General features: G+C 56.4%; 25 protein-coding genes. 6 read left to right on the plus strand and 19 right to left on the minus strand.

From position 1 onward, the window contains the following. Positions 1-49: 49 nt before the first annotated feature. Complete coding sequence (locus AABA21_RS09505) at positions 50-616, minus strand: hypothetical protein (RefSeq protein ID WP_338249190.1); 567 nt, start codon at positions 614-616, stop codon at positions 50-52. A 278-nt stretch (positions 617-894) separates the two neighbouring features. Here AABA21_RS09505 and AABA21_RS09510 point away from each other — a divergent pair, with 278 nt between their 5' ends. Further along, positions 895-1692 (plus strand): SDR family NAD(P)-dependent oxidoreductase, encoded by a 798-nt coding sequence (locus tag AABA21_RS09510; RefSeq protein WP_338249191.1) that lies wholly within the window; start codon positions 895-897, stop codon positions 1690-1692. A 93-nt stretch (positions 1693-1785) separates the two neighbouring features. On the opposite strand, the gene AABA21_RS09515 is transcribed toward AABA21_RS09510, so the two are convergent. Continuing rightward, entirely contained in the window at positions 1786-2169 is a 384-nt protein-coding gene (locus AABA21_RS09515; protein WP_338249193.1) for a cupredoxin domain-containing protein, read from the minus strand. A gap of 28 nt (positions 2170-2197) precedes the next feature. Beyond that, positions 2198-2599, minus strand: a complete 402-nt coding sequence (locus tag AABA21_RS09520) for a hypothetical protein (protein WP_338249195.1) — start codon at positions 2597-2599, stop codon at positions 2198-2200. Positions 2600-3159: 560 nt separating this feature from the next. Between AABA21_RS09520 and AABA21_RS09525 the strand changes: the two genes are divergently transcribed. Continuing rightward, positions 3160-3846 carry a response regulator transcription factor gene (locus tag AABA21_RS09525; protein WP_338249197.1) on the plus strand — a complete coding sequence of 229 codons (687 nt, stop codon included), beginning with the start codon at positions 3160-3162 and terminating at the stop codon, positions 3844-3846. Beyond that, positions 3843-5408: a sensor histidine kinase gene (locus AABA21_RS09530; RefSeq protein ID WP_338249200.1), complete on the plus strand. Its 1566-nt coding sequence runs from the start codon at positions 3843-3845 to the stop codon at positions 5406-5408. The genes AABA21_RS09525 and AABA21_RS09530 overlap by 4 nt, the downstream gene beginning before the upstream one ends. Before the next feature lie 156 nt (positions 5409-5564). Here the strand turns inward: AABA21_RS09530 and AABA21_RS09535 are convergent, their stop codons facing one another. From AABA21_RS09535 to AABA21_RS09545, 3 genes are read right to left on the minus strand one after another with little or no spacing between them, the layout of a single operon-like run. Beyond that, entirely contained in the window at positions 5565-6338 is a 774-nt protein-coding gene (locus tag AABA21_RS09535; RefSeq protein ID WP_338249202.1) for an enoyl-CoA hydratase, read from the minus strand. A gap of 37 nt (positions 6339-6375) precedes the next feature. Beyond that, a complete protein-coding gene (locus AABA21_RS09540) occupies positions 6376-7953 on the minus strand; it encodes an acyl--CoA ligase family protein (protein WP_338249204.1) in 1578 nt (525 codons plus the stop codon). A gap of 45 nt (positions 7954-7998) precedes the next feature. After that, positions 7999-9579: an acyl--CoA ligase family protein gene (locus AABA21_RS09545; protein WP_338249206.1), complete on the minus strand. Its 1581-nt coding sequence runs from the start codon at positions 9577-9579 to the stop codon at positions 7999-8001. A gap of 261 nt (positions 9580-9840) precedes the next feature. Here AABA21_RS09545 and AABA21_RS09550 point away from each other — a divergent pair, with 261 nt between their 5' ends. Further along, entirely contained in the window at positions 9841-10236 is a 396-nt protein-coding gene (locus AABA21_RS09550; protein ID WP_338249208.1) for a PPOX class F420-dependent oxidoreductase, read from the plus strand. Between the two features lie 134 nt (positions 10237-10370). Here the strand turns inward: AABA21_RS09550 and AABA21_RS09555 are convergent, their stop codons facing one another. After that, positions 10371-10934 carry a hypothetical protein gene (locus AABA21_RS09555; RefSeq protein WP_338249210.1) on the minus strand — a complete coding sequence of 188 codons (564 nt, stop codon included), beginning with the start codon at positions 10932-10934 and terminating at the stop codon, positions 10371-10373. Positions 10935-11196: 262 nt separating this feature from the next. Here AABA21_RS09555 and AABA21_RS09560 point away from each other — a divergent pair, with 262 nt between their 5' ends. Further along, positions 11197-12237 (plus strand): helix-turn-helix transcriptional regulator, encoded by a 1041-nt coding sequence (locus AABA21_RS09560; protein WP_338249212.1) that lies wholly within the window; start codon positions 11197-11199, stop codon positions 12235-12237. Between the two features lie 104 nt (positions 12238-12341). Here AABA21_RS09560 and AABA21_RS09565 read toward each other — a convergent pair whose 3' ends face one another. The 8 genes from AABA21_RS09565 to AABA21_RS09600 form a co-directional block, all read right to left on the minus strand. After that, positions 12342-12731, minus strand: a complete 390-nt coding sequence (locus AABA21_RS09565) for a cupin domain-containing protein (protein WP_338249215.1) — start codon at positions 12729-12731, stop codon at positions 12342-12344. Between the two features lie 345 nt (positions 12732-13076). Beyond that, entirely contained in the window at positions 13077-14666 is a 1590-nt protein-coding gene (locus tag AABA21_RS09570) for an ABC transporter permease (protein ID WP_338249217.1), read from the minus strand. Beyond that, a complete protein-coding gene (locus AABA21_RS09575; protein WP_338249218.1) occupies positions 14663-15583 on the minus strand; it encodes an ABC transporter ATP-binding protein in 921 nt (306 codons plus the stop codon). The genes AABA21_RS09570 and AABA21_RS09575 overlap by 4 nt, the downstream gene beginning before the upstream one ends. 248 nt (positions 15584-15831) lie before the next feature. After that, positions 15832-16569 carry a TetR/AcrR family transcriptional regulator gene (locus tag AABA21_RS09580; RefSeq protein ID WP_338249220.1) on the minus strand — a complete coding sequence of 246 codons (738 nt, stop codon included), beginning with the start codon at positions 16567-16569 and terminating at the stop codon, positions 15832-15834. Positions 16570-16778: 209 nt separating this feature from the next. Beyond that, positions 16779-17285 (minus strand): cupin domain-containing protein, encoded by a 507-nt coding sequence (locus AABA21_RS09585; protein ID WP_338249222.1) that lies wholly within the window; start codon positions 17283-17285, stop codon positions 16779-16781. Between the two features lie 151 nt (positions 17286-17436). Beyond that, positions 17437-18048, minus strand: a complete 612-nt coding sequence (locus AABA21_RS09590) for a DUF308 domain-containing protein (RefSeq protein WP_338249224.1) — start codon at positions 18046-18048, stop codon at positions 17437-17439. 171 nt (positions 18049-18219) lie between these two features. Further along, positions 18220-19455: a beta-ketoacyl-ACP synthase II gene (gene fabF, locus AABA21_RS09595; RefSeq protein WP_338249226.1), complete on the minus strand. Its 1236-nt coding sequence runs from the start codon at positions 19453-19455 to the stop codon at positions 18220-18222. Positions 19456-19481: 26 nt separating this feature from the next. Beyond that, positions 19482-20108, minus strand: coding sequence for a TetR/AcrR family transcriptional regulator (locus AABA21_RS09600; RefSeq protein WP_338249228.1), 627 nt, complete (start codon positions 20106-20108; stop codon positions 19482-19484). Positions 20109-20425: 317 nt separating this feature from the next. Here AABA21_RS09600 and AABA21_RS09605 point away from each other — a divergent pair, with 317 nt between their 5' ends. Continuing rightward, positions 20426-20938: a nucleotidyltransferase domain-containing protein gene (locus tag AABA21_RS09605; RefSeq protein WP_338249230.1), complete on the plus strand. Its 513-nt coding sequence runs from the start codon at positions 20426-20428 to the stop codon at positions 20936-20938. Between the two features lie 61 nt (positions 20939-20999). On the opposite strand, the gene AABA21_RS09610 is transcribed toward AABA21_RS09605, so the two are convergent. The 4 genes from AABA21_RS09610 to AABA21_RS09625 all read right to left on the minus strand — a co-directional run bounded on the left by AABA21_RS09610 (position 21000) and on the right by AABA21_RS09625 (position 24633). Next, positions 21000-21875, minus strand: a complete 876-nt coding sequence (locus AABA21_RS09610) for an ABC transporter permease (RefSeq protein ID WP_338249232.1) — start codon at positions 21873-21875, stop codon at positions 21000-21002. Further along, positions 21832-22632 carry an ABC transporter ATP-binding protein gene (locus tag AABA21_RS09615; protein ID WP_338249234.1) on the minus strand — a complete coding sequence of 267 codons (801 nt, stop codon included), beginning with the start codon at positions 22630-22632 and terminating at the stop codon, positions 21832-21834. Before AABA21_RS09615 ends, AABA21_RS09610 begins: the two co-directional genes overlap by 44 nt. Next, positions 22629-23060 (minus strand): MarR family winged helix-turn-helix transcriptional regulator, encoded by a 432-nt coding sequence (locus AABA21_RS09620; protein WP_338249236.1) that lies wholly within the window; start codon positions 23058-23060, stop codon positions 22629-22631. The genes AABA21_RS09615 and AABA21_RS09620 overlap by 4 nt, the downstream gene beginning before the upstream one ends. A gap of 256 nt (positions 23061-23316) precedes the next feature. Next, positions 23317-24633 carry a DUF4352 domain-containing protein gene (locus AABA21_RS09625; RefSeq protein WP_338249237.1) on the minus strand — a complete coding sequence of 439 codons (1317 nt, stop codon included), beginning with the start codon at positions 24631-24633 and terminating at the stop codon, positions 23317-23319. Positions 24634-24691 lie beyond the last annotated feature (58 nt).

The following is a 24691-nucleotide window of genomic DNA, read 5'->3' on the forward strand; positions in this document are numbered from 1 at the left end:
AGACTCCTGAGCATCGCAGGTGCGAAAACTCACAAACCAGCAAGACATATTATCCAAAGAGGTCCATCAGGGTTTCGTCGACCAGGTTCTCTTGTTGCCAGGAGGCTGGGACGTAGCGATCGAGGATGGCCTGCGCTTCTTCGGCGGTTGTAACGTTGAGGGCCTGGCATAGGTGAAGCGTGTCGTCCAGGTCCTGCAGGGGGCGGAACGCGGTCAATTTGAGGGCTAGCATACAGGCGAGCTCGGGCAGCCAGATCTCAAGCATCTGAAATGTCTTCCAGTGGACCAGTTCACCTTTCTGGATGATCTCTTCGACAAAGAGGGCGCCATCGTCGTTGATCCAGTTGCGTGGCAGGCCATGGCGCGACGCCACGGCATTGCTGGCCTGCCTGAAGATCTTGCGCCGCCTGTCCTCTTGCCGGGGATCAGTACTCGCGGCCAGCGGAACGATATCCACATCATGGGTTGAGGGACGATTGCCGATCTGCATCAGCATATAGACGCCGCCAAATACAATGATCTGGACCGGTGATTCGATGCCACGGGCCGCCAGTTCAGCCCCTAATTCTTCCAACAAGGCCATAACCTCGTCTCGTTGCAGCCTGACCTCCGGCATTGCGGCGCCTCCTTCCTCATAAGTAATAGTAGTAATTGATTGTACCACATGTCGGGAGGCATTTTGCCTGCTCGCTCTATAGAAGTTATCTCCGCTTTTTTAGAACCTGTTAGAGCATGGATGGAGAAAAACTGGTAAAATAGTTGACAAACTCTTTCTGTTAGGAATATTTTTATGAGAGCAACAAACAATTAAAAGATCTCTCTTTCAAGAGGTCATCCCTTTTTTCGTCAAAATCCCGTTGCAAACGTGGATTGAGAAAAGACAAGAGGAAAAGCATGGTTCAAAGAGTCCAGGGCAAAGTGGCTATCGTTACTGGCGCGGCTCAGGGTATTGGGCGAGCATGTGCCCAGATGCTGGCACGCGAGGGCGCGCGAGTAGTGATTGGAGATATCCAGGAGACTGCGGGGCAGGCCGCGGCAGCCGCTATTTGTGAAGCTGGAGGCGAAGCGATCTTCCAGAAAGTGGATGTGATGGAGGAGAAGGATTGCGCCGAGTTAATAGAGGCGGCTGTGCGTAGCTATGGGCGGCTCGATGTGCTGGTCAATAATGCTGGCTGGTACCCGCGTGCTACGCTGGAAGAAACCTCATCTGATCTATGGGACCGCATCCAGGCTATCAATTTGCGAGGCCCTTTCTTCTGCTGTAAGTATGCTGTACCCCGCATGCGCGAAATGGGAGGTGGCAGTATTATCAATATTGGATCGATCCACGGTATTCAGGGACAGGCGAATCTCGTCGCCTATGCCTCGGCGAAAGGGGGCCTCCTTGCGCTGACAAGAACACTGGCAGGGGCGTATGCAGCAGACATGGTCCGTGTCAACTACATTATTCCTGGCTGGGTGCTGAGCGAGGGAGAACTGGCCTTGCGTAGAAGCCAGGGAACCAGCGAAGAGGATCTCGTGCAGATTGGAAAAAACTTGCCTTTTGGACGCCACCAGACGCCTGAAGATACGGCCTATGCGGTTATATATCTCGCATCTGATGAGTCTTCACAGATTACAGGCAGTACCTTTCATATTGATGGCGGCGCATCAATTTTGCCCATTAAGCCCAAAACAAGCCATCCCACATAATGACGAAAACCCACTCCATTGAAAAGGGGTGAGATATCAGTGGCCGTTGCGGGAAGCCAGTCGCTCGTAATCCTTCGCTTCCCGCATCGATGATCAATGTACGATGACGGTCAGATTCATGCCGCTGTGGATAGTGCAATAGAGCTTGAACGTACCCGCCGTGTTGAAGGGACCGATCTCACCGGAGCTATTGCCGCCGATGGCTACGTTATCAACTCTGGGCGCCCCCGGTTCTTGCGCTGGCTGACCGGCCCCATCTTTCCAGGTGCCATTAGCGATAGTATGCCCGACCAGCGTATCCGATACCAGCGTGATGCTCTCACCCTTTTTGATGGTAACGGACGATTGCACGAAACTGGTGTTGTCCATATGCACCTGGTTGGGACCCGTACTGGCGGCTCCCCCCAGGCTACAGGCGGTCAGCACCAGCGTTAGCAGCGCGGCGCAAACTATAATGATACTTACTCGTTTTAACATGGTGATCTACCTATCTATCTTTTATGCATTAGCGTACTATCTGAGATCTGGTCGCGGCACCGTTGCTGCCCATCCGTTTAAGCGCCAGTGAACGCGTAACGAGATTGCCGGCCAGCGCGATGGCACCAAGACCGACCAGCAGATGCGCCGTCTGAATCAGCCAGTGCAGACCGCCCGGCAGAATACCGAATTGTGTCACCCCAAAGACTGGTACAATCAGAGCGTATATGATGCCGACGATGCCCCAGATTCTCAACTCCCGCGTCGTAACGGCCAGGATGCCGCCGACCAGCAGCGTCAGTGCCACGATCAATCCAAACAACATATGAATCGCGTACACGTTCAGGCCCATCGTCCAGATCAATATCCCCAACGCGAGTGCTCCCAGACCGGCTACTCCTAGAATAACCTGCAAAATCCGTGTTGCCATATCTTTCCTCTTTTCCTCATGGTAATAAATGTGTTTTTATGTATAAACAGTACGTGCTGTTTTGTGCTCACAATACCTCCAATTTAAGGAAATGTGTAAAGAGAAAGAGAAGCAGTACGTGCGGGGCTTGCCCCCGCTTCCTTCGTCGCTGCTCGAAAAAGTAACACGCGTGATGCGATGCATCGCATGCAACCGTTCCTGGTCGTGTTGAAGGAGCCTTCCCTTTTGGGAAGCAAGCAAGCGGGGGCAAGCCCCGCACGTACTGTGGTCTTTTCTCGTTTTGCACGTTCTTAAATTGAAGGCATTGGGGCTCGCCCCGGCTTTGCCGTGCAACGGCTCCCGTACCCCGGCGCGCACGTTCTACCAATCATGTCATCCTCACATCTGCCCTGTATTGTAGGGATCACAAATGACGAAAGCGTGAAAAACTCTCCTCTTTTTTGTCATCAATCTGTCATCTTGTTGTGCGATAATCGTTGTAATGTAAGAGTTCCAGATGGAGAGTTGCGCACGCAGATAAGATGTCGTGATGTTTGCGCTTATTTATGAGGGGTGCCCCTATGCGTATCCTGGTTGTTGAAGATAATCATCGCTTGAATAGTTCGTTGCAAATGAATCTGACCCATGAGGGATATAGTGTCGATACTGCTTTTGATGGACAGGAGGGGCAGGACCTGGCGGAACTGACGCCGTATGACCTGATTATTCTGGATATCTTGCTGCCCGCAAAGAATGGTCTTGAGGTATGCCGCGATCTGCGTCGCAGGCGCATTCATACGCCGATCCTGCTGTTGACCGCGCGCGATAGTGTCAATGATCGCGTGCAGGGACTGGACTACGGCGCGGACGATTACCTGGTCAAGCCCTTCGCGATGCGCGAGTTGCTGGCCCGTCTGCGCGCCCTGCTGCGCCGTAACCATCCCTATACCAGTGGTCGCCTGGAATTTGGTGACCTGATCGTAGATCCAGTTACCCATATCGTGGAGCGCGACCGGCGCACCATCGATCTGACACCCAAAGAGTTCGCCCTGCTGGAATACTTTATGTATCATCCCGACCAGGTGGTGACGCGCGAGATGATTGAGCAGCATATCTGGAACTATGATTTTGAGTGTAGCTCCAATGTCATCGATGTTTATGTGCGCCGTCTGCGCCGCAAGATTGATGATCCATTTGAGGTTAAGCTGTTGACGACTATTCGCGGGATCGGCTATCGGCTGGCCCAGCCACAGCGGGAGCGCGTATGAGACGACGAGGTTTTTTACATGCGTTCATGACCTTCTGGTCGAGCGTGCGCGTGCGCCTGATGTTGAGCTACCTGGTGGTGATGGCCATTATCATGGTGATCTTCGGTGGTAGCCTCTACGCCACCCAGATCATATTTAATCCCGCGACGGCCGAGAGCAATCTGGAGACGCAGGTCTACCAGGAGGCGCAGCGCCTGAGTACAGATTATCGCAGGGCTCTGTCACAGCACCAGGCGCCCGGCGCTCTCTCCGAAAAGCTGAGTTCCGGTGAAATTGTGCTGCTGCTTGATACCTCGGGCAACGCCATCCTCGATCAGCGCGGAACGTTGCCAGCCATCAGCATTCAGCAACTGCGGGATAAGGTCCGCCAGGGTCAGACGCTCAGCGATCTGACTATTTCACAGACCCAGACGCAGAATCAGCACTGGAACTGGTGGCATAGCGCGACAAGTGATAGCTATCGCGTTCTCATTACACCTGTTCTGGATCAGAACAAGCGTGTGGCGGTCCTGGTGGTTGGTCTGCCTAAACAGACCGTGATGCCGCTGTTCTTTATCTGGCTGTTCCACGGCACCATGGGACTGCTGGCGGCGGCCATCGGTGGCTACTGGCTGGCTGGCAGGGCACTGCGCCCCGTTAAGATGATCACACGCATGGCCAACGAGATCAACGCTACCGATCTGCGTCGCCGCCTGAATCTGCATCTCCGGGACGAGTTCGGCGAGTTGGCGGCGACCTTTGATCAGATGCTCGGTCGCCTGGACGCGGCCTTCCGGCGGCAGACGCAGTTTACCGCTGATGCCAGCCACGAGCTGCGCACCCCGCTGACCATCATCGACCTGGAGCTGAATCGTGCCCTGACGCAGCCGCATAACTGTGATGAGCACAGGCAGATCCTGGAACTGGTGCAGTCCGAGAATGTGCACATGACAAATATTGTCAATAGCCTGCTGCTGCTGGCGCGGGCCGATACCGGGCAACTTGCCCTGCAGCGGCAGCAGGTAGACCTGAGCGATCTCGCCCTGGAATGCGTCGAGCGCCTCCTGCCGCTCGCGCGCGAGAACGATATTATCCTGGCCACCGGAGACCTGCCTGAACTGCTCGTCAACGGCGATCCTCACTACCTGACCCGCATGATGCTCAACCTGATTGAGAACGCCATCAAATATACCCACGGCAGCGGCCAGCGCGTCCACGTCGAGTTAACCGCTGAATCTGACAAATGGGGAGTGCTGCGCGTGCAGGACGATGGGCCGGGCATCTCCGAAGAGCATCTGCCCTATCTCTTCAACCGTTTTTATCGCGTCGACCGCGCGCGTTCACACAACCCCTCACCATCTAGCGGCCCCCAGAAAGAAGTAGGAGGTACCGGCCTGGGACTCTCCATCGTCCAATGGATCGCCCATGCCCACGGCGGCGAAATCAGCGTCGAAAGCCAGCCAGGAAGAGGTACCCTCTTCGAAGTGCGCCTGCCATTGACGCGCTCCACCGTAGGTGCTGGGCTTGCCCCAGCTTGCCGCGAAGCGGCCCCGTACCCAGGCACGCGCGATCACCAAAGATGACATCGTTCCCTGCGAGCGCCGCATCAATGCAATAACTTGCCATTCATTGGTGCATTATTCTATGGGAACGCTCACGTGTTTGATGACACGCCTGCGCCCGGGCACGGGGCCGCTTCGCGGCAAGCGCCCGCAAGGGGCGCACCTACGATGGTCTTATTATTTGTGCTCAAATGAGGCCTGGCGCTTTTCAAGGAAAGCGCGCATCCCTTCGCTGGCGTCGGGTATCTGCGAGGCCGAGGCCATGATGCCTTGCGCATACTCATAGGCCTGGGACTGTGGCAGGTCGATCTGGTTATAGAAGGCGTGCTTGCCGATGCTGCGGGCATTGAAGCTGTTGCAACTGGCGGCCCTGAGCAGTCGCAGCGCCTCCTCGCGTAGCTGTTCGGCCGGCACGACGCGGTTCACCAGTCCCCAGTCGGCGGCCGTGCGGGCGTCGATCGGATCACCAGTAAGCAGCATCTCCATAGCGCGCTTGCGTCCGATGTTACGGCTCAGGGCGATCATTGGCGTGGTGCAGAACCAGCCGATCTTGACGCCGGGTGTGGCGAAGCTGGCGTTTTCCGCCGCCACCGCCAGGTCGCACGTGGCGACCAGCTGGCAGCCGGCGGCTGTCGCCACCCCCTGTACGCAGGCCAGCACCGGCTGCGGGATCTCCTGGATCGTGTTCATCAGTGTCGTACAGGTTTCCAGCAGATTGGTCATAAATGGCAGATCCTGGTCCACCATTTCGGACAGGTCGTGTCCCGAGCAGAAGACCGCTCCGTTGGCCGCCAGCATGACGCCGCTGGCCTGGCTGGCTCCCACCTCGCGAAAGGCGCTGATCAGCTCCTGCATGTGAGCCAGCGACAGGGCGTTGCGGCGCTTGACGTTATTCATGGTGATGGTAGCTATATCTTGCTCATAGCTTAGTTCGATCAATTGATACGGCATAGGAACCTCCTCCCTTCTATTTTACCAGCGCGGCTGGCTAGTGTATGTATTTCTGCTGGCCCGCCCAGGCTTTATCACGCAAGACATACTTCTGGATCTTGCCTGTCGAGGTCTTGGGCAAGGGACCAAACTCGACGGCGACCGGACACTTGAAGTGGGCCAGCCGCTCCCGGCAGAAGCTGATCAGCTCGGCCTCGCTCAGATTTTGATCTGGCTTCAAGGTCACAAAGGCTTTGGGCCGTTCGCCCCACGTCTCATCCGGAATGGCGATGACCGCGCTCTCCAGGACGGCCGGGTGCTGCACGATGGTCTGTTCGACCTCGATGGTCGAGATATTTTCGCCGCCCGAAATGATGATGTCTTTGGCGCGGTCGCGCAGCTCTATATAACTATCACTATACCAGACTCCGATATCGCCTGAATGGAACCAGCCACCCTCAAAGGCCCGGCTGGTGGCGGCCTCGTTTGCATAGTAGCCCCTGGCGATGGTATTGCCGCGCATCATGACCTCGCCCATCGTTTGTCCGTCTTGTGGCACCTCCTGCAGCGTTGGGCCCAGGACCCGCGTCTGGCTTGCCGTGACGTGTACCTGTCCCTGGCGCGCCTTTAGTCGGGCTTGCTCGTCCTCCGATAGCGTGTCCCACTCGGGATGCCACTCGCAGACCGTGTTGGGGCCATAGGTCTCGGTCAATCCATAGAGGTGGATGGGATGGATGTTGAACTGCCGCATCTGTGCCAGCAGCGTGGGCGATGGCGGCGCGCCACCAATGGCGACGGTGGCGGGTTGCTCCAATCGGTGCGCTTTGGCGTGATTGACCAGGAAGATATGCACGGTCGGTGCCCCGTTGTAGTGCGTCACGTGCTCCCGATCCAGAATGTCCCAGACCAGTCCGGGATCGAGCTGGCGCAGGCAGATATGCGTGCCGCCAACGGCGGTGACGGCCCAGGTGAAGCACCAGCCGTTGCAGTGGAACATCGGCAGCGTCCACAGGCAGGCGCTCTGGCTGGTCAGCTGCGTCTCAATGACGACGCTCAGGGAGTTGAGGTAGGCGCCGCGATAGGTGTACATGACGCCTTTGGGATTGCCGGTGGTCCCGGAGGTGTAGTTGATCGAGATCGTCTCCTCCTCATCCTCCAACCAGCTCTCTATCGGCTCGGGCGAGCCCTCCGCCAGAAACTGTTCGTAGGGATCGTCGGACTGGCCGGTGTCCTGAATATGGATGGTCTGGATACCGCTCAAATCCGCGTTGCTGACCAGGTGGGCCAGTTCATGATCCACAAACAGGAACGAGCAGCTCGCGTGCCGCAGGATAAACTCAACCTCGGAGCTGTTCAGTCGTGTGTTGATGGCGACCAGGATGCCACCGGCGGCCGGAACGGCGTAGTGCGCCTCCAGCAGGGCGGGAGTATTGGGGCAGAGGAAGGCCACACGCTCGTGCTTCTGCAATCCTAGCGCCCTCAGACGCGAGGCCAGTCGGTAGACGCGCTCGGCGAACTCGCGATAGCTATAGCGCCGCTCCTCATGAATGATGGCCGTCTTCTCCGGGAAGACCAGGGCGCTGCGCTGCAGAAAACTAACGGGTGACAACTCGGTACGATAGACTTTTTGCATCATTGCACATGCCTTTCACCGTTGTATTGTTGTTCTCTTCCTTTGAGATTAATTGATCCGCTTCTCGCGTCCTGCCCAGGCCTTATCGCGCAGGACATACTTCTGGACCTTGCCGGTCGAGGTTTTGGGCAGGGGACCGAACTCGACGGCGACCGGGCACTTGAAGTGGGCCAGCCGTTGCTTGCAGAAGTCGATAATCTCCTGCTCCGTCGCTGTCTGATCGGGCTTCAGCGTCACGAAGGCTTTGGGACGCTCTCCCCAGACCTCGTCGGGGATGGCCACGACGGCGCACTCCAATACCGCTGGATGTTTGACGATGGTCTGCTCGACCTCGATGGTCGAGATATTCTCGCCGCCCGAGATAATCACATCTTTAGCTCGGTCGCGCAGCTCGATATAGCTGTCAGGATGCCAGACGCCGATGTCGCCGGAGTGGAACCAGCCGCCCGCGAAGGACCGCTCGGTCGCCTCTGGATTGTCAAAATAGCCCTTGGCCACGTTGTTGCCACGCATGAGCACCTCACCCATCGTCTGACCATCCCATGGCACATCCTCCATGTTAGGATTGACGACGCGCGCCCGCTCGGCGGTCACGTAGCCCTGTCCCTGTCGCGCCAGCAGACGGGCCTGCTCCTCCTCGGGCAGGTTTTCCCATTCTTCATGCCACTCACAGACCGTGTAGGGACCATAGGTCTCGGTCAGTCCGTAGACATGGATGGGTCGCATGTTGAGCCGCTTGAGCTGGGCCAGCAGGGTCGGTGATGGTGGGGCGCCCGCGATGGTCACAGTGATCTGCTGCTCAAGGCGATGGGCCTTGGGATGATGGGCCAGGAAGATATGCACGGTCGGCGCCCCGTTGTAGTGGGTCACCCTCTCGCTTTCGAACAGATCCCAGACTCGCGCCGGATCGACCTTGCGCAGGCAGACGTGGGTGGCACCCACGGCGGTGACGGCCCAGGTAAAGCACCAGCCGTTGCAGTGGAACATCGGCAGCGTCCATAAATAGATGCTCTGGCTGGTCAGACCGCTCTCGATCACTTCCGACAGGGCATTGAGATAGGCGCCGCGATAGGTGTACATGACGCCCTTAGGATTGCCGGTAGTTCCGGAGGTATAGTTGATGGAGATCGTCTCTTCCTCATCCTCCAGCCAGCTCTCCACAAGCTCGGGTGAGCCTTCCGCCAGAAACTGCTCGTAGGGATCATCGGGCGAGCCGCTGTCGGCGATACGAATAATCTGCAGTGGCTGTTCCAATTGTAAGGATTCCACCAGGGGGGAAAATTCGTCGTCGACGAACAGATAATGGCTGCCAGAATGCTGCAGGATAAAGCCGATCTCGTTGCTGCTCAACCGATTGTTGATGGCAACCAGGATGCCACCAGCGGCCGGGACGGCGTAGTGTGCCTCCAGCAGGGCAGGGATATTGGGACACAGGAACGCCACGCGCTCGTGCTTCTGCAGTCCCAGATTGCGCAGATGCGAGGCCAGCCGATTGACTCGCTCGGCGAACTCGCGATAGCTATAGCTCCTCTCCTCATGAATGATGGCCGTCTTCTCCGGAAAAATCAGAGCACTGCGCTCCAGAAAACTCAGTGGGGTAAGTTCGGTACGATAGACTTTTTGCTCCATCTCTTTTACCTTTCACCGGGAGAACCTAATTCAATCAGCGCTGTGTCATTATTATACGATATATGCCACTGCCTTTTTTACCAGCAATCGATGGAGAAGTGTCTCTACTCTGCATTTTGCGATGCCGCCTGTACCCGTGTACAGGCATTCCAACGTCTTGTGAACGGTCGCCTGTCTATGCTAGAGTTTTCAATTACAAAAGCAAGCGACTGCTATTGCTTTGCCTATAAATAAAGATTTAATAAGAGGAGTGTCATACTTATGGCCATGTCAGATACCAATGTCCAGGATCCCTTCGCCTTTTTAGCGCCCCACGAGTTTATGCTGCTAACTACTTATCGCAGGGATGGTCGCGCTGTCCCCACCACCGTCTGGTTCGCATACGAGCAGGGGAAGGTCTATGTTACAACCTCTCAGACCGCGGGCAAGATCAAGCGCGTTCGCGCCACCGGCCGCGTCAGCATGTCCCCCTCCGATCGCATCGGCAACTTGAAGGGCGAGTCTACCGTGGAGGGCGTCGGCCGCGATGCCAGCCTCGAAGAGCGACCGGCCGCTCGCGCTGCCCTGGCCAACAAATACGGCGAAGCCTTCCAGCGCATCGCCGGCGAAGAGACCCCCAGCCGCGTCTACATAGTCATCGAGCTAGCCACCAGATAAAGACCTGCCTTATCTGGTTTGGCTCTTGCGGTCGACCGCCTTCAATCAGGATCATACATCAAGAACAAAAGAAACAGCTGTAGCCCGCGATCTTCATAATCGCAGGCTACAACTGTATACTGGTTACGTATTGTCTATAGAACTCTACTGGCGTGCATCTGAGTCTCCAGTGTCCAGGTTGACCCCTTATCCCATGAGACCTCTCCCAACCAGGTGAAAGACTCGCTAGTGATGTCAACGAAGCGCCAGCGCCGTACAAGACCGTTGCGATCCTCACCGACCTGTACAATCTCGCCGTGGGCGGCTCGACCGATCTGGTGTAGTTCAACTGCCCGGCTGGGATCTAACCAGGTGATGTGCCATGCATCAATGGCGGGGTCATACCAGCGAAATGTGGAGCCATAGCGATACCATGGTTCAGTCGCAGTTTCGCCTGTACGAAACTGCCGTGTTGGGTAGATCCAGGTGTCTTGAATAGCCCTTCCTTCAAGGACCCAATCGAAATGCACCTCGCCTTCCGTGTGTCTGTGCGATCCGTCCAGAGAATACAGGTCTATATCCAGGTGCCAGGACCCCACGAATTGGCCGTAAAGATGCAACTTCTCAGCGAGAGCCTCATCGGGCTGTACGGCATGGAGCGCTTCTAGCATGGGAGTGCTTTCTGCTGTGGTTTGAGTTGTACGCTTTGTTTCATCCATAGGAACTGCTCTCTTTCTCTGTGTTGACAAGAATTATGGTCGCCAGATGTGACCGCCAGCGTTTCGCCGAGCGCCTTGTTAAGCTTCTTCATATCCAAAGCATACAATTCAAATTTTGCCATCTGTCTGTCATATTAAAGCGGGTGATCTATAATATTGACTGAATCTATGAACTCCTTGTAGGATAACAATAATCGCGTGACGAAGGTACGGAGCGGGGTGTCACTCTGCTATAGTTTCGGAAAGGGGAAGTAGAGAGCGTATGCAACGTTTCGACCGCGTGTTTGGTATTCTGCTCTTCTTGCGCAGTAAGCCATCGGTCCCGGCTTCAGAGTTGGCGCGTCATTTTGAAGTTTCGACGCGAACGATTTACCGGGACCTGGAGACACTCAGCGTGTCAGGGGTACCGCTCTATGCTCAGCGGGGACGGCAAGGAGGAGTTCGGCTCTTGCCAGGCTATTTTCTGCCTCCCCTGATGTTCACCCAGAGCGAAGCGATTGCCTTGCTGCTAGGATTGACGCTGCAAAAGAGCTTGCGGGCGATCCCTTTTCCAGCCGAGAGAGAAATGGCAGAGAAAAAGCTTTTAGCAGCCCTTCCCGATCCGTTGCGTTCTGTACTGACAAAAGCAGAGAGGCTCGTTGGTTTTGAGAAGACCCCCAACGATATCTTTCATCCTGAACTCGCGCAGCACGAGTCTCCGTTACCTTCCACCCCGCAAGAACAGCCAGAGATCCCTCAAAGCCGCACGATCACGATCTTTTTTCAGGCTGTCCTTGAGAGTAAACGGGTGCTGATGCAGTATGCTTCTCCCTATCGTTCGCATGCCAGTGAAGTACTGATGGAGCCGCAGGGACTTTTCTGGGACCGTGATCGCTGGTATCTTGCTGGCAATCCAGTGAAGCATGAGCAGGTGTTGAGATTCTGGCGGGCAGATCGCGTGCTGGATATCAAACCACTTCAGCCAATGAGCAGGGTCCACAACGATTTTGATGTACGAGCACATCTTGGAAGGAACTGGCTCCAATCAGCAATGGAACAGTGGAGGCAGCGATCACCCGTCAAAATTCGTCTTTCACGCGCGCAGGCGGAACGGTTGGGTCAGGATTGGTATTATCGGCATGCCCATTTTGAGCCAGTCGCGCAAGATCAGATGATCATGACCTTCGGGGAGCAAGATCCTGAGATTGTCCTGGAACTGGTGCGCTGGTTAGGTCCGGGGGCAGAATTACTGGAACCGTTGATATGGCGAGAAAGGATGCGGGAAGAGTTAAGGCAGATGCTAACCTCTTATACCTCACAATGACCGTACCCGATACCTTGCTGTATTAAGGAGAAGCACCCTTCAGAAAGGGCTACTTCTCACAAATTGAATGATCTTATAAATATTGCTGGACCGCTAACCGGAGCTTACTCTACAATTTCTGAGTCAAACCGGCGCATGATCGCGTTATGCTCCTGGAAAGGAGCTGTTTGCAAGGTCGCGATCAATTCACGCAACCGTGGAGTCATGATGATAAGGTAACGGGTAGGCCCCCCGGCCTCATAATAGTCGTGCGCAACTCCAGCGGGAGCGAATACGGTCGTCCCTGCCGGTGCTTCAACGGTTCGATCACGAAATCGGAATGTCAATGTTCCCTCTAGGACGTGCCATGCTTCATCGTCTGAGTGGTGGACATGCAGGTAGCCGGGGCCACTCCCACTCCACTCCTGAACATCAAAAGTCTTCCCTGTCGCCATAATGGGAGATTGGCCCTCGGCCCGTGCTTGTTTCTCTGGAACGATAATAGGATGATCCATAGTCGCGGTACCTCTCTCTCGTGCATATAAATACTTTACTCGCTATCTAGAACATTTATTCTATGGTAAAGGCTCTATTCTGTCAAGGCCTATTTCTGGGCGCCGAGCGTATGAGGGAAAGCTATTCAGTCAAATCATTGGCAATTTACGATATATCTTCTATATTTAGAAATACTTAGCATTTGCCTTCTTCCTAACGGCTGTGGCACTGAATCTGGCCGCTCACGCTCATTGAGGTCTGCTACCTGCACCTGAATATACAATTTATGCTGTATGCTCTTTTTTACTCTGGTCTAACGAAGAGGATGGGCTCAGTCACAAAGGCTGAGCCCATCCTCTTCGTTTCTAGCCAATGGCGCGCCTTCTGAAACCAAGCAGGCCGATAGCACCGAATGCAGCCGCGATGAGGCTCAGCCAGAGCAGGGAGAGCAGGGATGAGTCCCCAACGAGCAGCTTGGGAATATGGATAAACGGCGAGAGATTCAAGATGGCCTGGTTCACCTGCTGCAGTTCGCCACCGAGGTCGAGTAGCAGACAGGCTACCAGTAGCGCCCAGCTTACATAAGCGACCAGGCGTGGCAGCAGGCCGAACAGCACGACCGCCAGCCCGGCCAGCACCCAGACCGCGGGCAGGTATGCCAGGGTCGCGTAGAGGATGCGTGGCAGTGTGCTTTCAACCGTGCCCTGGCTGATGCCATAGGTCAGGCCAGCAGTTAGCCCAAAGGCCAGCAGCACGAGTGCCGGACCTAGGATGGCGAAGAGCAGGTGACTGATCGCCCATGTGATACGCCCAACAGCGTTGGCGAGTACTGGTTCAGCACGCCCACTCGTTTCCTCCGTGCGCAGGCGCAGCGTGGCCAGGATGGCGTATGCGGCGGCCACCTCGCCGAAGATCTCCAGCGATAGGGTAAAGAAGCCTTCGCCGGGGTCCACATTGTGTCCCATATGCGCGAACAACTGCATCATCTGTGGATTGGTGCTGAGCTGTGCGGCGACCGTGCTGGCGACATAGCCGAAGGCGCCCCCAACGATGGCGAAGCTGATAATCCAGACCAACAGCGTGCCACGTTGCAGCCGCCATGCCAGCGCGAATGGATTGCTCAGTCCCGGTGCGGCTGTGGCGGATCCGAGCCGTGGAGGCAAGAAGCCAGCGCCCAGATCGCGCCGTGCCGCCAGCCTGTAGGCGAGAATTGAGAGGACCGCGACTAGTCCGATGAAGAGCGCGAAGATCCACCAGCGCTCAGCGGCGAATGGACGGATGAAGCGCATCCATCCCAGTGGTGAAAGCCAGGAGAGCCAGGATAACCCCATGTCACCGATGGTGCGCAAGAGATAGCAGAGGCCCAGCAGTCCTCCTGCCATGCCATTCGCGCTCCCCGCGCTCTCCGCGAGCTGGCCGGTCACTGCCGCCAGCGCCGCGAATGTCCAGCCGACGGCGGCCAGGGACAATCCCAGCGCGCATGATCCGGCGACCGGAAAGCCAATCCCGATCAATGCGCCCGCCACCAGGAGCGCGATCAGCAGGTTGGCCGCGCCGGTCACAATCAGGACCGCTGATAGCGCGGCATGCCGACCAACCACCGCCGAGCCAAGCAGCTCACGTCGCCCCGCTTCCTCTTCAGTACGTGTATGCCGGGTGACGGTGAAGAGATTCGCCAGGGCGACGAGGATCGCTCCCATGAAGCTTAAGCGCCAGACCGTTATCCCGGCCAGCGTGGGAGCATATATCGGTCCCAGCAGCGCGACCTCTGCCGGATTGCCCGCGACCTCGTTGGCGAACGCCTGCAGTAAAGCGGGCGTGTGGTAGAGCTGCGCGAAGCTAGATTCAATCCCAAGCGCCAGAAGTGCCGGAAGGACTATCCAGATGGGCAAGACGATCCGATCGCGCCTTAGAATCAGGCGGATCAGGGCGCCTGTGCCTTTCATCGTATTCATCGGGTTACCTCTATCTGTTTACTGTGCTGCTCCTGTGTCGTCTGATAGTGGCGCATGAAGAGCTCTTCCAACGTGGGTGGCTGGCTGATCAGGCTGCGCACCCCGAGATCCGTGAGGTAGTGGAGCACCTCGTTCAGCCTGTTCGTATCTACCTCGCAATGTATCCGCGTGCCCTCAGCCCGTATGTTATAGACGCCCGGGAGCGTGTCGAGGCCAGCAGGAGGACGTGATAGATCGGCTGTGAGCGAGGTCCGGGTCAGGTGACGCATCTCAGCCAGCGTCCCACTCTCCACCGTGCGACCGTTTCTGATGATGCTGACCCGGTCGCAGAGCGCCTCCACCTCCGCCAGGATATGGCTAGAGAGCAGCACCGTGCGCCCACGGCGGCGCTCTTCAGCGATAGACTGCTGGAAAACGCTCTCCATCAAAGGATCCAGACCCGACGTAGGCTCATCAAGGATAAGCAACTCGACGTTGGATGCCAGCGCCGCTACCAGGGCCACCTTCTGCCGATTCCCTTTTGAGTAGGCGCGCGCCTTCTTTCTAGGATCAAGCTCAAAGCGTTCCAGTAGCTCGGCACGGCGGCGCTGATCAAGTCCCCCGCGTAGGCGTCCCAGCAGATCGATAATCTCACCACCCGAGAGGTTCGGCCATAGCGTGACATCTCCGGGGACGTAAGCCAGGCGGCGATGCAGTTCAGTCGCCTCCCGCCAGGGATCACCGCCAAGCAATGTCGCCGATCCACCATCGGCGCGCAGCAGACCAAGCAAGATGCGGATAGTCGTTGTTTTCCCGGCCCCATTAGGACCCAGGAAGCCATGAACCTCACCAGTCTGAACAGCTAGATCGAGTCCATCAAGGGCGCGCGTGCGCCCAAACGATTTTACCAGGCCCGACACTGAAATTGCGCTAGTCATATCTCAAAACGTCCTTTCCCCTCAGCATAGTAGTCTATCAATGTTCAATTGATGAGAGAGCGGGGATGCAAGCGAGCATGCCGGGGGCATGATCAAGCGGCGAGCCCCAAGCTGGGGCAAGCCCAGCACCTACGGGGATCGGGGGCTGTGCCCCCGGCAACTCCCCCTCTCGCCCGCGTAGCGGGTGAACTATCAAACGAAGTTTGACAAAGTAATAGATTGGCAAAACAAAAACAAACGAGCAAACATTAAAAAATTCTTTGTTCATAGATAGGCCGAAGTGTGCCTATTAATCGATTAAGAAAATCATCTAAGGTGCGTGTAACCTTCTCAACCGCTTCAGGAGCGTATGGCTCATCCGGTTCAACGGCACGGTGGAGCGTGTAAGCCAGGGACTCCGCCATCTCTTCTGGCCGAAACCGGGCGTTAGCCGGCAAAAACTGGTCGACCATGAAAAAGCCCATAAAGATGGCTGAGATTATCTTCAACTGCGTCGCTGGCTCGATATCCGTGCGCAGCAGACCTGTCTGGCGCAACTGCTCAAGGTAGCCTGTGACCATCTCCATGCGCAACGGCAGCGTAGTTTGTCCGACACGTGTGTGAGTCAGATCGCCCAGCATCTCGCGATCCTGAAGCAGCGTAGCCCGGAACAATGGATTGTTGATCGTGATGTAGACGACGTGGCGGGCGAGGGAACTGATGGTGGCGCCAGCGGGATCAGCCGCGAGGCGCTGCTTGAGCTCCTCAATCGTTGCCAGCCACTCCCGCAGGAGTAGCGTCTCAAAGAGCTCCTCACGCGACTTCCAATGCAGATACACCGTTTTCTTGACTACGCCCGCCTGTTTTGCGATATCCTCCATCGTTGTCTTTTTATAGCCCCAGCGCTGTATCAATTCCAGCGCCGCGTTCAAGAACCGATCCGAACTTAGCTTGCGTCTTGATCGCTCCTGGCCTCGTTCTACTTCCTCCCTTTTGCCCTTTGACAATCTTTCTACCTGCCCTCTTTCTGTGTCTCTATTGTTTGTGACTAAATTCTCTTAATTAGTCATAAAGTGTATGTAGTCAAATTCTAGAGCCTAAAGTGAGAAAAGTCAAGGGTAAACAACGAAAACACAGCAACCTCTGTGCTGGCCTTAAAGACCAGCACAGAGGTTGCTGTGTTTTCGCTGAGATGTTGTTTAGCGCTTAAACGACTTTAGCCCATAGATAGTAGATGGAGGGTGATGCCGAATTGTTGGGAGAGCCGCTGCCATTTGTCGGCCGCTTCAGGTGAGATGTGTCCTGGCCGTACCTGTTCTTGTTGAAGGAGCTGTGCCATGCGGGCGAAGTAGTTCTCCAGACCGGAGGGCAGGATAAAGATCAGGAAGCGGGCGCTGGCGGAATCGATCTCAAATGAGTGCCGCGTTCTGCGCGGCAGCCAGGTGAATGATCCGGGTGAGACTGTGAAGGTCTGCTCGCCTACATGGATGGTGGCCGCGCCATCCAGCAGATAGAACGCCTCATCTTCGTGTGTATGGGTATGCGGTGGCGGTTCCTCTCCCTTCCGGATAGTAACCTCGTACAGGGTCAATTGTCCTGCCGTATCTTCTGTGCGAGCCAGGTAGGAGGTGTGCTGTGCTTCACCTTCGGGGCCCTCATCGCGCATGTTACGTGTATAGGGCACGGCCTGATCCCGCTGATCGCTGTTGCTATATGCTGTCATCGCTCTGCCTTTCAATGGGAGGGAACGTGATTATTTCTATGCCTTTTCAGACTTAGTATACCATCTGCATCTAGATACGCAATTTTTGTTGTATGCTCTTTTTTTCTCTTGAGCCTTATACTCTGTGCATATCGAAAGGCAGAGCGAACAGTTACTCCTGAGTGGCCGACATCATGGGCGGCGGACTCGGCCTGGCGTGCGCGTGCCGTAGGCGGAGCGACCGCCGGATCAGGAGGACGCCGATCACAATCGCGCTGACGCAGACGATAAAGGGCACGGCTATCGCGACCGTCGTCAGAGATACGGCCAGGAAGCCGCCTACCGGCACCATCAGAAACAGCAGTGCGATGCCGATGATGGTGCTCAGCACGCCGATGCCGATGTCATCCCACTGTCTGTTGCTGCTGCCATGGATGATTTCGCTGACGCCGTAGATGATGCCCAGAATCGATCCCATCAGGAAGATTGTGGGTGGTAGTACGCTCAGGCTCCAGATGCGGAAGATCATCAGCAGCAGGCCGGCGACGATACCGATGATGGCGGCGACGATCTTGAACTTTGGATACGACCTGGTGCGAATCATGTTGAAGAATAGGAGGATGCCAGAGATAAAAAGATACGCTCCTAGTAAGCGAACCAGAAGAGTAGCCAGCTTAAAGGGTGCCAGCAAGACCAGCAGACCAAGGATGATGGCGATAATTCCCTGTATCATGACAATCCACCAGGTGGTGGTGGCGCGAACACTGTGAACCAGATGCTGCATATGCTTTCTCCTCGTGAACCGGCGATCTTCGCCTCGATGTCTCAATCTGGTAGGGTGAATATAGCACGCGCCCCGCTGCGGGACATCCCCCAAAGGGATGAAATATTGTATGGGATTCTGTGAAGGTGCCACAGGGACGCAGATGCGTCCCTGTGGCACCTTCACAGATGATTATTGGTAGCGTTGGAAGATCAGGCTGGTGTTGTGGCCCCCAAAGCCCATCGAGTTTGAGAGGGCGACGTCGACTTTGCCGGGACGCGCCTGGTTGGGGATGTAATCCAGGTCGCACTCGGGATCGGGCTGGTGCAGGTTGATGGTGGGCGGCATCAGGTTGTGCACGATGCTGAGCACCGAGATCGCGGCCTCGATGGCTCCGGCGGCCCCAAAGGTGTGTCCGATCATGGACTTGGTTGAGCTGATGGCGACCTTGTAGGCGTGCTCCCCAAAGCAGGTTTTGATGGCCTCGGTCTCGCGGGCATCGTTGAGATGGGTCGAGGTGCCGTGGGCGTTGATATAGTCGATCTGCTCGGGTCGCAGATCCGCGACCTGCAGAGCTTGCTGCATGGCCATCACCAGGCCCGAGCCGCCGGGGGCTGGTTCGGTGATGTGATGAGCATCGGCGGTCGAGCCATAGCCGACCAGTTCGGCCAGGATGGTCGCGCCGCGCTCCTGGGCCAGTTCCAGGTCTTCGAGCAGCAGTACGCCGGCGCCCTCACCCATCACAAAGCCATCGCGCGTGGCATCGAATGGGCGGCTAGCCCCCTGTGGATCCTCGTTGCGCCGCGAGAGGGCTTGCATCCTGGCGAACGAGGCCATGCCCAGCGGGGTAACGGCCTTCTCCGATCCGCCTGCCAGCATGGCGCGTGCCGTACCGCGCCGGATCGTTTCCCAGGCCTCACCGATGGCGTTGCCGCTGGTCGCGCAGGCCGAGACCGCTGCCCAGGATGGTCCACGCGCCCCAACTGTCTGCGAGACCACACCGGGGGCCGCGTTGATCATCATCATGGGTATCAGGAAAGGGCTGACGCGGTCCGGACCCTTTTCGTACAGGACCTTGAACTGATCGTGCAGGGTGATAAAGCCGCCGACGCCGCTGCCGATACATACCCCGATCTCTGGTGACAACTCTTTGCTGATCTCCAGTCCCGCGTGGTCCAGTGCGTGGCGCGAAGCGGCCACCGCCAGGTGCGTAAAAGGATCAGTGCGACGGATCTCCTTGCGATCCATATACGGGCTGGCATCAAAGTTCTTGACCTCGCCGGCGAATCGCACCGGGTAATCGCTGGCATCAAAATTGCTGATCGGACTGATGCCCGAGCGGCCCTGGCTTAGCCCCTCCCACGTCTCCTCCACCGTATGTCCCAGCGACGTCACCAATCCAATGCCCGTAACAACGACACGCTTCATGATACGATGCTCCTTCTTATATTCGTCTATTTACTCATCAATGGAAGATAGTCTTTGTCTTGATAATGCATCAAAGCCAGTATACCTGGACGCAGGGTAGCGATCAGAGCAGGATTGTTCTGTCCCTTGGCCAGTAGCAGCACGCCCTCAAAATACGCCAGCAACATCTGGGCGGTGGTAGTTGTATCAATATCAGATGGTATGAGCCTCTCGGCCCTGGCATCATCCAATGCCTGCTCAAAATAGGCGAGCCATTGCTGAAAAAGCTGCTGCAGACGGAGGCGGATCGGCTCATTTTGCGTGCTGAGCTCCAGCGTCAGGTTGCCCGCTGGGCAGCCGCGCATATGTTCGTGCCGCTGCTGTAGCTCCATCTGCTGCTGTAGCGTCAGCTCGAAGAAGCGCAAGAATCGCTCTGGCGGAGGTATGTGACTGGCAAAGGTCTGTATGAGAGTGGTCTCCAATGACTGCCATTGTGTCTCTATGGCCGCCAGCATCAGTTCCTGCTTGGAGGCGAAGAAATGATAGAAACTGCTCTTATGGACGCCCGCCGCCGCGCATAGCTCATCGATGCTGACGCTCTCATAGCTGTGAGTAAAAATGACCGTACGTGCCGCCTCGATCAGCCGCTTCCTGGCATCGCTGGGTCTACCCATAAACGCTCTTTCCCTTCTCCCAATCATTGTGTACTATATAGTACACAATACCACAGCACCTCCAACACCGTCAACCACCCCCCTTAAATCACAACGCCACCAACCTGCAACACATCCTAAAACCCGCAACGTCACAAAAAAACTGAATGTGAAATGTTCCCTCCAACGAGAAACGTCTCCCCAAAAGCGAAAACGCCCCTGTCGCGGCGCCCCTCGAGGGCGCCTGACCGCTTGCGGCCCCGTACCCCCACGAAAATGTATCCCCAATAAAAATTGCGTTACAATAGAGGTGAAACTCTCCTTTAAAGGATGTATTGATGATGATGATGCAGGCACAGAATGTGTTGAAGATTATACAGATGTTGGCGTCCGTGGGCGTGCAGCTCTGGCTGGATGGCGGCTGGGGCGTGGATGCCTTGCTGGGCAGGCAGACGCGTGAGCACAGCGACGTGGATGTGGTGATCAGGCTGGATCAGGTGGGGCTGGTGCGACGGAGTTTGGAGGATGCTGACTATACCATGGTGGAAGATGAGCTGCCAACGCGCTTTGTCATGCAGCATACGAGCGGTCTGAGCATCGATTTCCATCCTGTGTATTTTGATGATCAGGGTGATGGCATTCAGCAGCTGCAGGATGGGACGCCCTTCCACTATCCCGCCGACGGCTTCGCGGGACATGGTACAATCTCCGGCGTGACCGTGCCCTGCGTGACGGCCGAGGCGCAGCTCTTATGCCACCTGGGATACGAGCCCACTGCCAGGGATCAACGCGATATGCGCCTCTTGGGCGAGGCTTTCCAGCTCTCGTTGCCAGCGCAATTTCAGGCATAACACTGTTGCGAACGCTTGAGAGGCAGGTCTTTCCTCTAAATGGACCTGCCTCTCAATGTCGTTATTGGACGATGCGTGGATAGAGCGCGGCGCCGATCGATACCAGTACGACGGTGACGACCAGCAGGATGCCGAAGTCTCGGCCGACGCTGGCTATATCAATGGCGGTATCGGCCAGCATCAGGGAGCGTAGTCCATCCACGACATAGGTGAGTGGATTGATGTGGGCGATGGCCTGTAGCCAGCCTGGCATGATGGCGATGGGATAGATGGCGTTACTGGCGAAGAACATCGGCATCGTCAGGACCTGTCCAATACCCATCACGCGATCGCGCGTTTTGAGCAGGCAGGCGATGATCAGAGAGAAGGTGGAGAAGCAGCCCGCTCCCATGACGACGAATACAAGCACGCCGAGCAGGGCCAGTGGATTAAAGTTCATCTTGACGCCCAGGATCAGAGCGAGCAGGTAGATTACGACGGCCTGTGGCAGGGCGCGGATACCGGAGGAGAGCGCCTTACCCAGCACCAGTGAGCCGCGTGGCGTGGGGCTGGCCAGAAACTTATGAATGACGCCCAGGTCTCGTTCCCAGATAATCGCGATTCCGGCGAAGATCGAGATAAAGAGGACGCTCTGTGCCAGGATGCCTGGGGCCATGAACTCCAGATAGCTTACATTCTTGCTGCCAGTGGGGATGGCGCGGATGCGGGTGAAGACCTCGCCAAAGACCAGGATCCACAGCGCGGGCTGCACCGCGCGTGTAATCAGGTCCGTGAAGTCGTGACGGATCTTACGTGCTTCCCATTCTGCGATCGTCAGGGTCTTGCCGAAGAAGTTGGCCAGCAAGGCCAGTGGCGAGGTGGGTGCCTGGTATGGCTGGGACTGGGCATTGGCTTTAGCCAAGTCTTCGTGCTGTACGTCGTGCTCGTGAAGCGTCACGGTAGGTTCCTCCTGACTCAAGGGCATCGCCCGCGAAATGAACAAATACATCGTTCAGGGTTACGTTCTCGCCACCTACGGCCGCCTTGAGCTCATCTGGCGTGCCGATCGCGGCGATCTTGCCTCGATGCATGATGCCGATGCGTGTGCACAGGCTATCGGCCTCCTCCATCGAGTGGGTGGTCAAAAAGACGGTCATGTTGGATTCTTCCCGTAGCTGCATCAGGTGCTCCCAGATCGCCTGGCGCGCAATGGGATCGAGTCCCACCGTTGGTTCGTCCAGGAAGAGGACGTGCGGTTGGTGGAGCAGTGCCTGGGCAACCTCCAGACGACGAATCATGCCGCCCGAATACTGGCGCACCAGCTGTGCCCCCGCGTCGCTCAGCCCCACGAACGACAGCACCTCCTTCACGCGGGCATCGCGGATGCTGCGCGGCAGATCATAGAGCTTGGCGAAGATCAGCAGGTTCTCATAGCCGGTCAGATTTCCGTCGGCCGACAGAGCCTGCGGCACATAGCCCAGACTATGGCGGACCGCCGTCGTCTGATGGGCGATATCAAAGCCATCGACGTTCGCTCGTCCTGATGTAGGACTGAGCAGCGTTGTGAGCATCTTGATGGTCGTACTTTTACCGGCACCGTTTGGCCCCAGAAGACCAAATACCTCGCCTTTTTCCACCTCAAAGCTCACATCATTGACGGCCGCGTAGTCCCCAAATTTTTTTACAAGATGAGATACTTCAATGATGGGTGTCATTTCTTTTCCATTTCTCCAAATCCTTGAGCTTCTGCCGCGTCCAGCAGGCGCTCGATCAGCCGCTGTAGCTCCTGCTGCTCTGGCTCATCAAGTACCTGCAATAAATGGGTCAACGATTTGCGCCTCTGTTGGAGGACTTCATCAATCTGTGTGCGACCCGGTTCGGTTAACGCGACCTGTACTACCCGCTCATCCTCGGCCTGCCGTTCGCGCGTGATCAGCCCCGCCTTTTCCAGGCGCTTGCAGGCCACGGTCGCAGAACCGGTGGTGATCCCCAGCGCCTGCGCCAGCTCCCCGATGCTCTGTGGGCCTGAGTAGCGCAGGTGGCGCAGCAGCCAGTATTGCTGCGGCGTCATATCCGTGTGCCGTGATGGCCGTAGCAGACGCACCAGTAGTAGTAAGTCTTCCGTCAAACGTTCCGTTGCCATACATGATCCTTTGATGATGAATTGTTTTGATGTTCAAAATAATTATACATCAAAATATAGCGTTTTATCAATTCATTTTGTATCCCCGCCGCAGGCGGGGAGAGGGGGAGGGAGGTTTATGGGGACACCCCAAACCCCGGCTGGAGGGGCTCGCCGCCCCTCCAGCACCTCCCTGCTTTATGTGTCAATAAGATATGAGTTGGAGCACCGGGGGCGCGGTCGCGCCCCCGGTGCTCCAACTCATATCTTATTGTTTTTATTTGATCTGGAAGGTGCCGGTTACTTGCTGGGTGGTGTTGAGGAGGGCGTTGGGTAAGAAGATGAAGGTGAAATCGGTTGAGTCGGCGGGCATGATGAACACGCACGCTCCCTGAGAGTTGGTCTGGCCTGGGGCGATGCTTGATTCCAGGGTGTTTGAGTCGGGCTTGTTGACGGTGTTGCCGGATTGGAGCCGCATTATGTCCGAAGGGAAGGGATAGACGGTCTTCTCTGAGTTGTTGTCGATCTTGAGGTTCACTACTACAAAAACGTTGCCTTTATCGACCTGCTTGCCGCCATAGCTGGTCTGTTTGGTGGCCCTGGTGATGGTCCAGTTCGCGCCCGCGTATTGCAGGACCTTGTTGGGCGTGCTACTCACCGGCTGATATTTGGAGACGTCGGTCTCGCTCTTGAGCGGAATATCCATCTGCGATTCATTGGCCGTACCGATGCGCAGGGTTAACTGGTCGGGTTTGATGCTGGTAGAAACAGGAAAATCGATCCAGTTGCTGCGCTTGACGGATGCGTCAGGCGCCGAGTAGTGCTGTTCTTTGTTCGGATGAACGCTTGTACTATCCGGTAATAATAAGAGCATTGAATCAGAGTATGAGTAGAAGGACGAGTTTGTGGACGTGTTTTCTTCGCTGAGCGTGATGCGCAGGACGCCTGAATTGTTGTTATCGTCGTCTGTAAAGCTGCTCGCCTGCTGGACATTCTGAATGGTGAACTTTACGCTGGAATAGGTGATCGGTTGGATGTTCAGGGTTGTAACTACAGGGGTTGAGACAGTTTTTGTGTCGGTGGTGCTTGTGTCGCCATTAGTGTAGGTGCTGGTCGTGTGCTGGGTGCTGGCCTGCTGGACCGCGCCCGCTACCTGGTGATAGACAAAGTAGCCAGCGCCTCCGCAGAGTCCCAGGATGAGCAGGGCGACCACTAGAAAGCCGCATCCCACCTGTCGCAAGACGCTGCGTGATGAGTCTTTGGTTGGCGTGGCATAGGCAGGAACCTGGCTTTGTGCCATCGGTGGTGGCCCATCTGGGCGATAGCCAGACTGTGGTTGGTAGACAGGGGTATCCGCTTGATAATTCTGTGCCTGGTAGCCTGCTCGCTGCCCACTTTCATAAGAAGCGGGAGGTGGTGGTGGAGGCGTTTGTGGACGCTGACCTGGGAGGGCTGTATCTTCCGCGTCGACTGAACGCTCTGTCGGTTGGTTGATATTGCCCTCCGTTGTTCGCCCACAATTTGAGCAAAAACGCTGTCCTGACTGCACAGGAGTTCCGCAATATCGGCATAAGGGTGTTTGTGGGTCCTGCATGTTCCTCTCCTTTAATCTGGAGCTGAAAAAGTGCTTCTGCCTGATCGATTGAATAACC

It is taken from the genome of Dictyobacter halimunensis, from assembly GCF_036245075.1.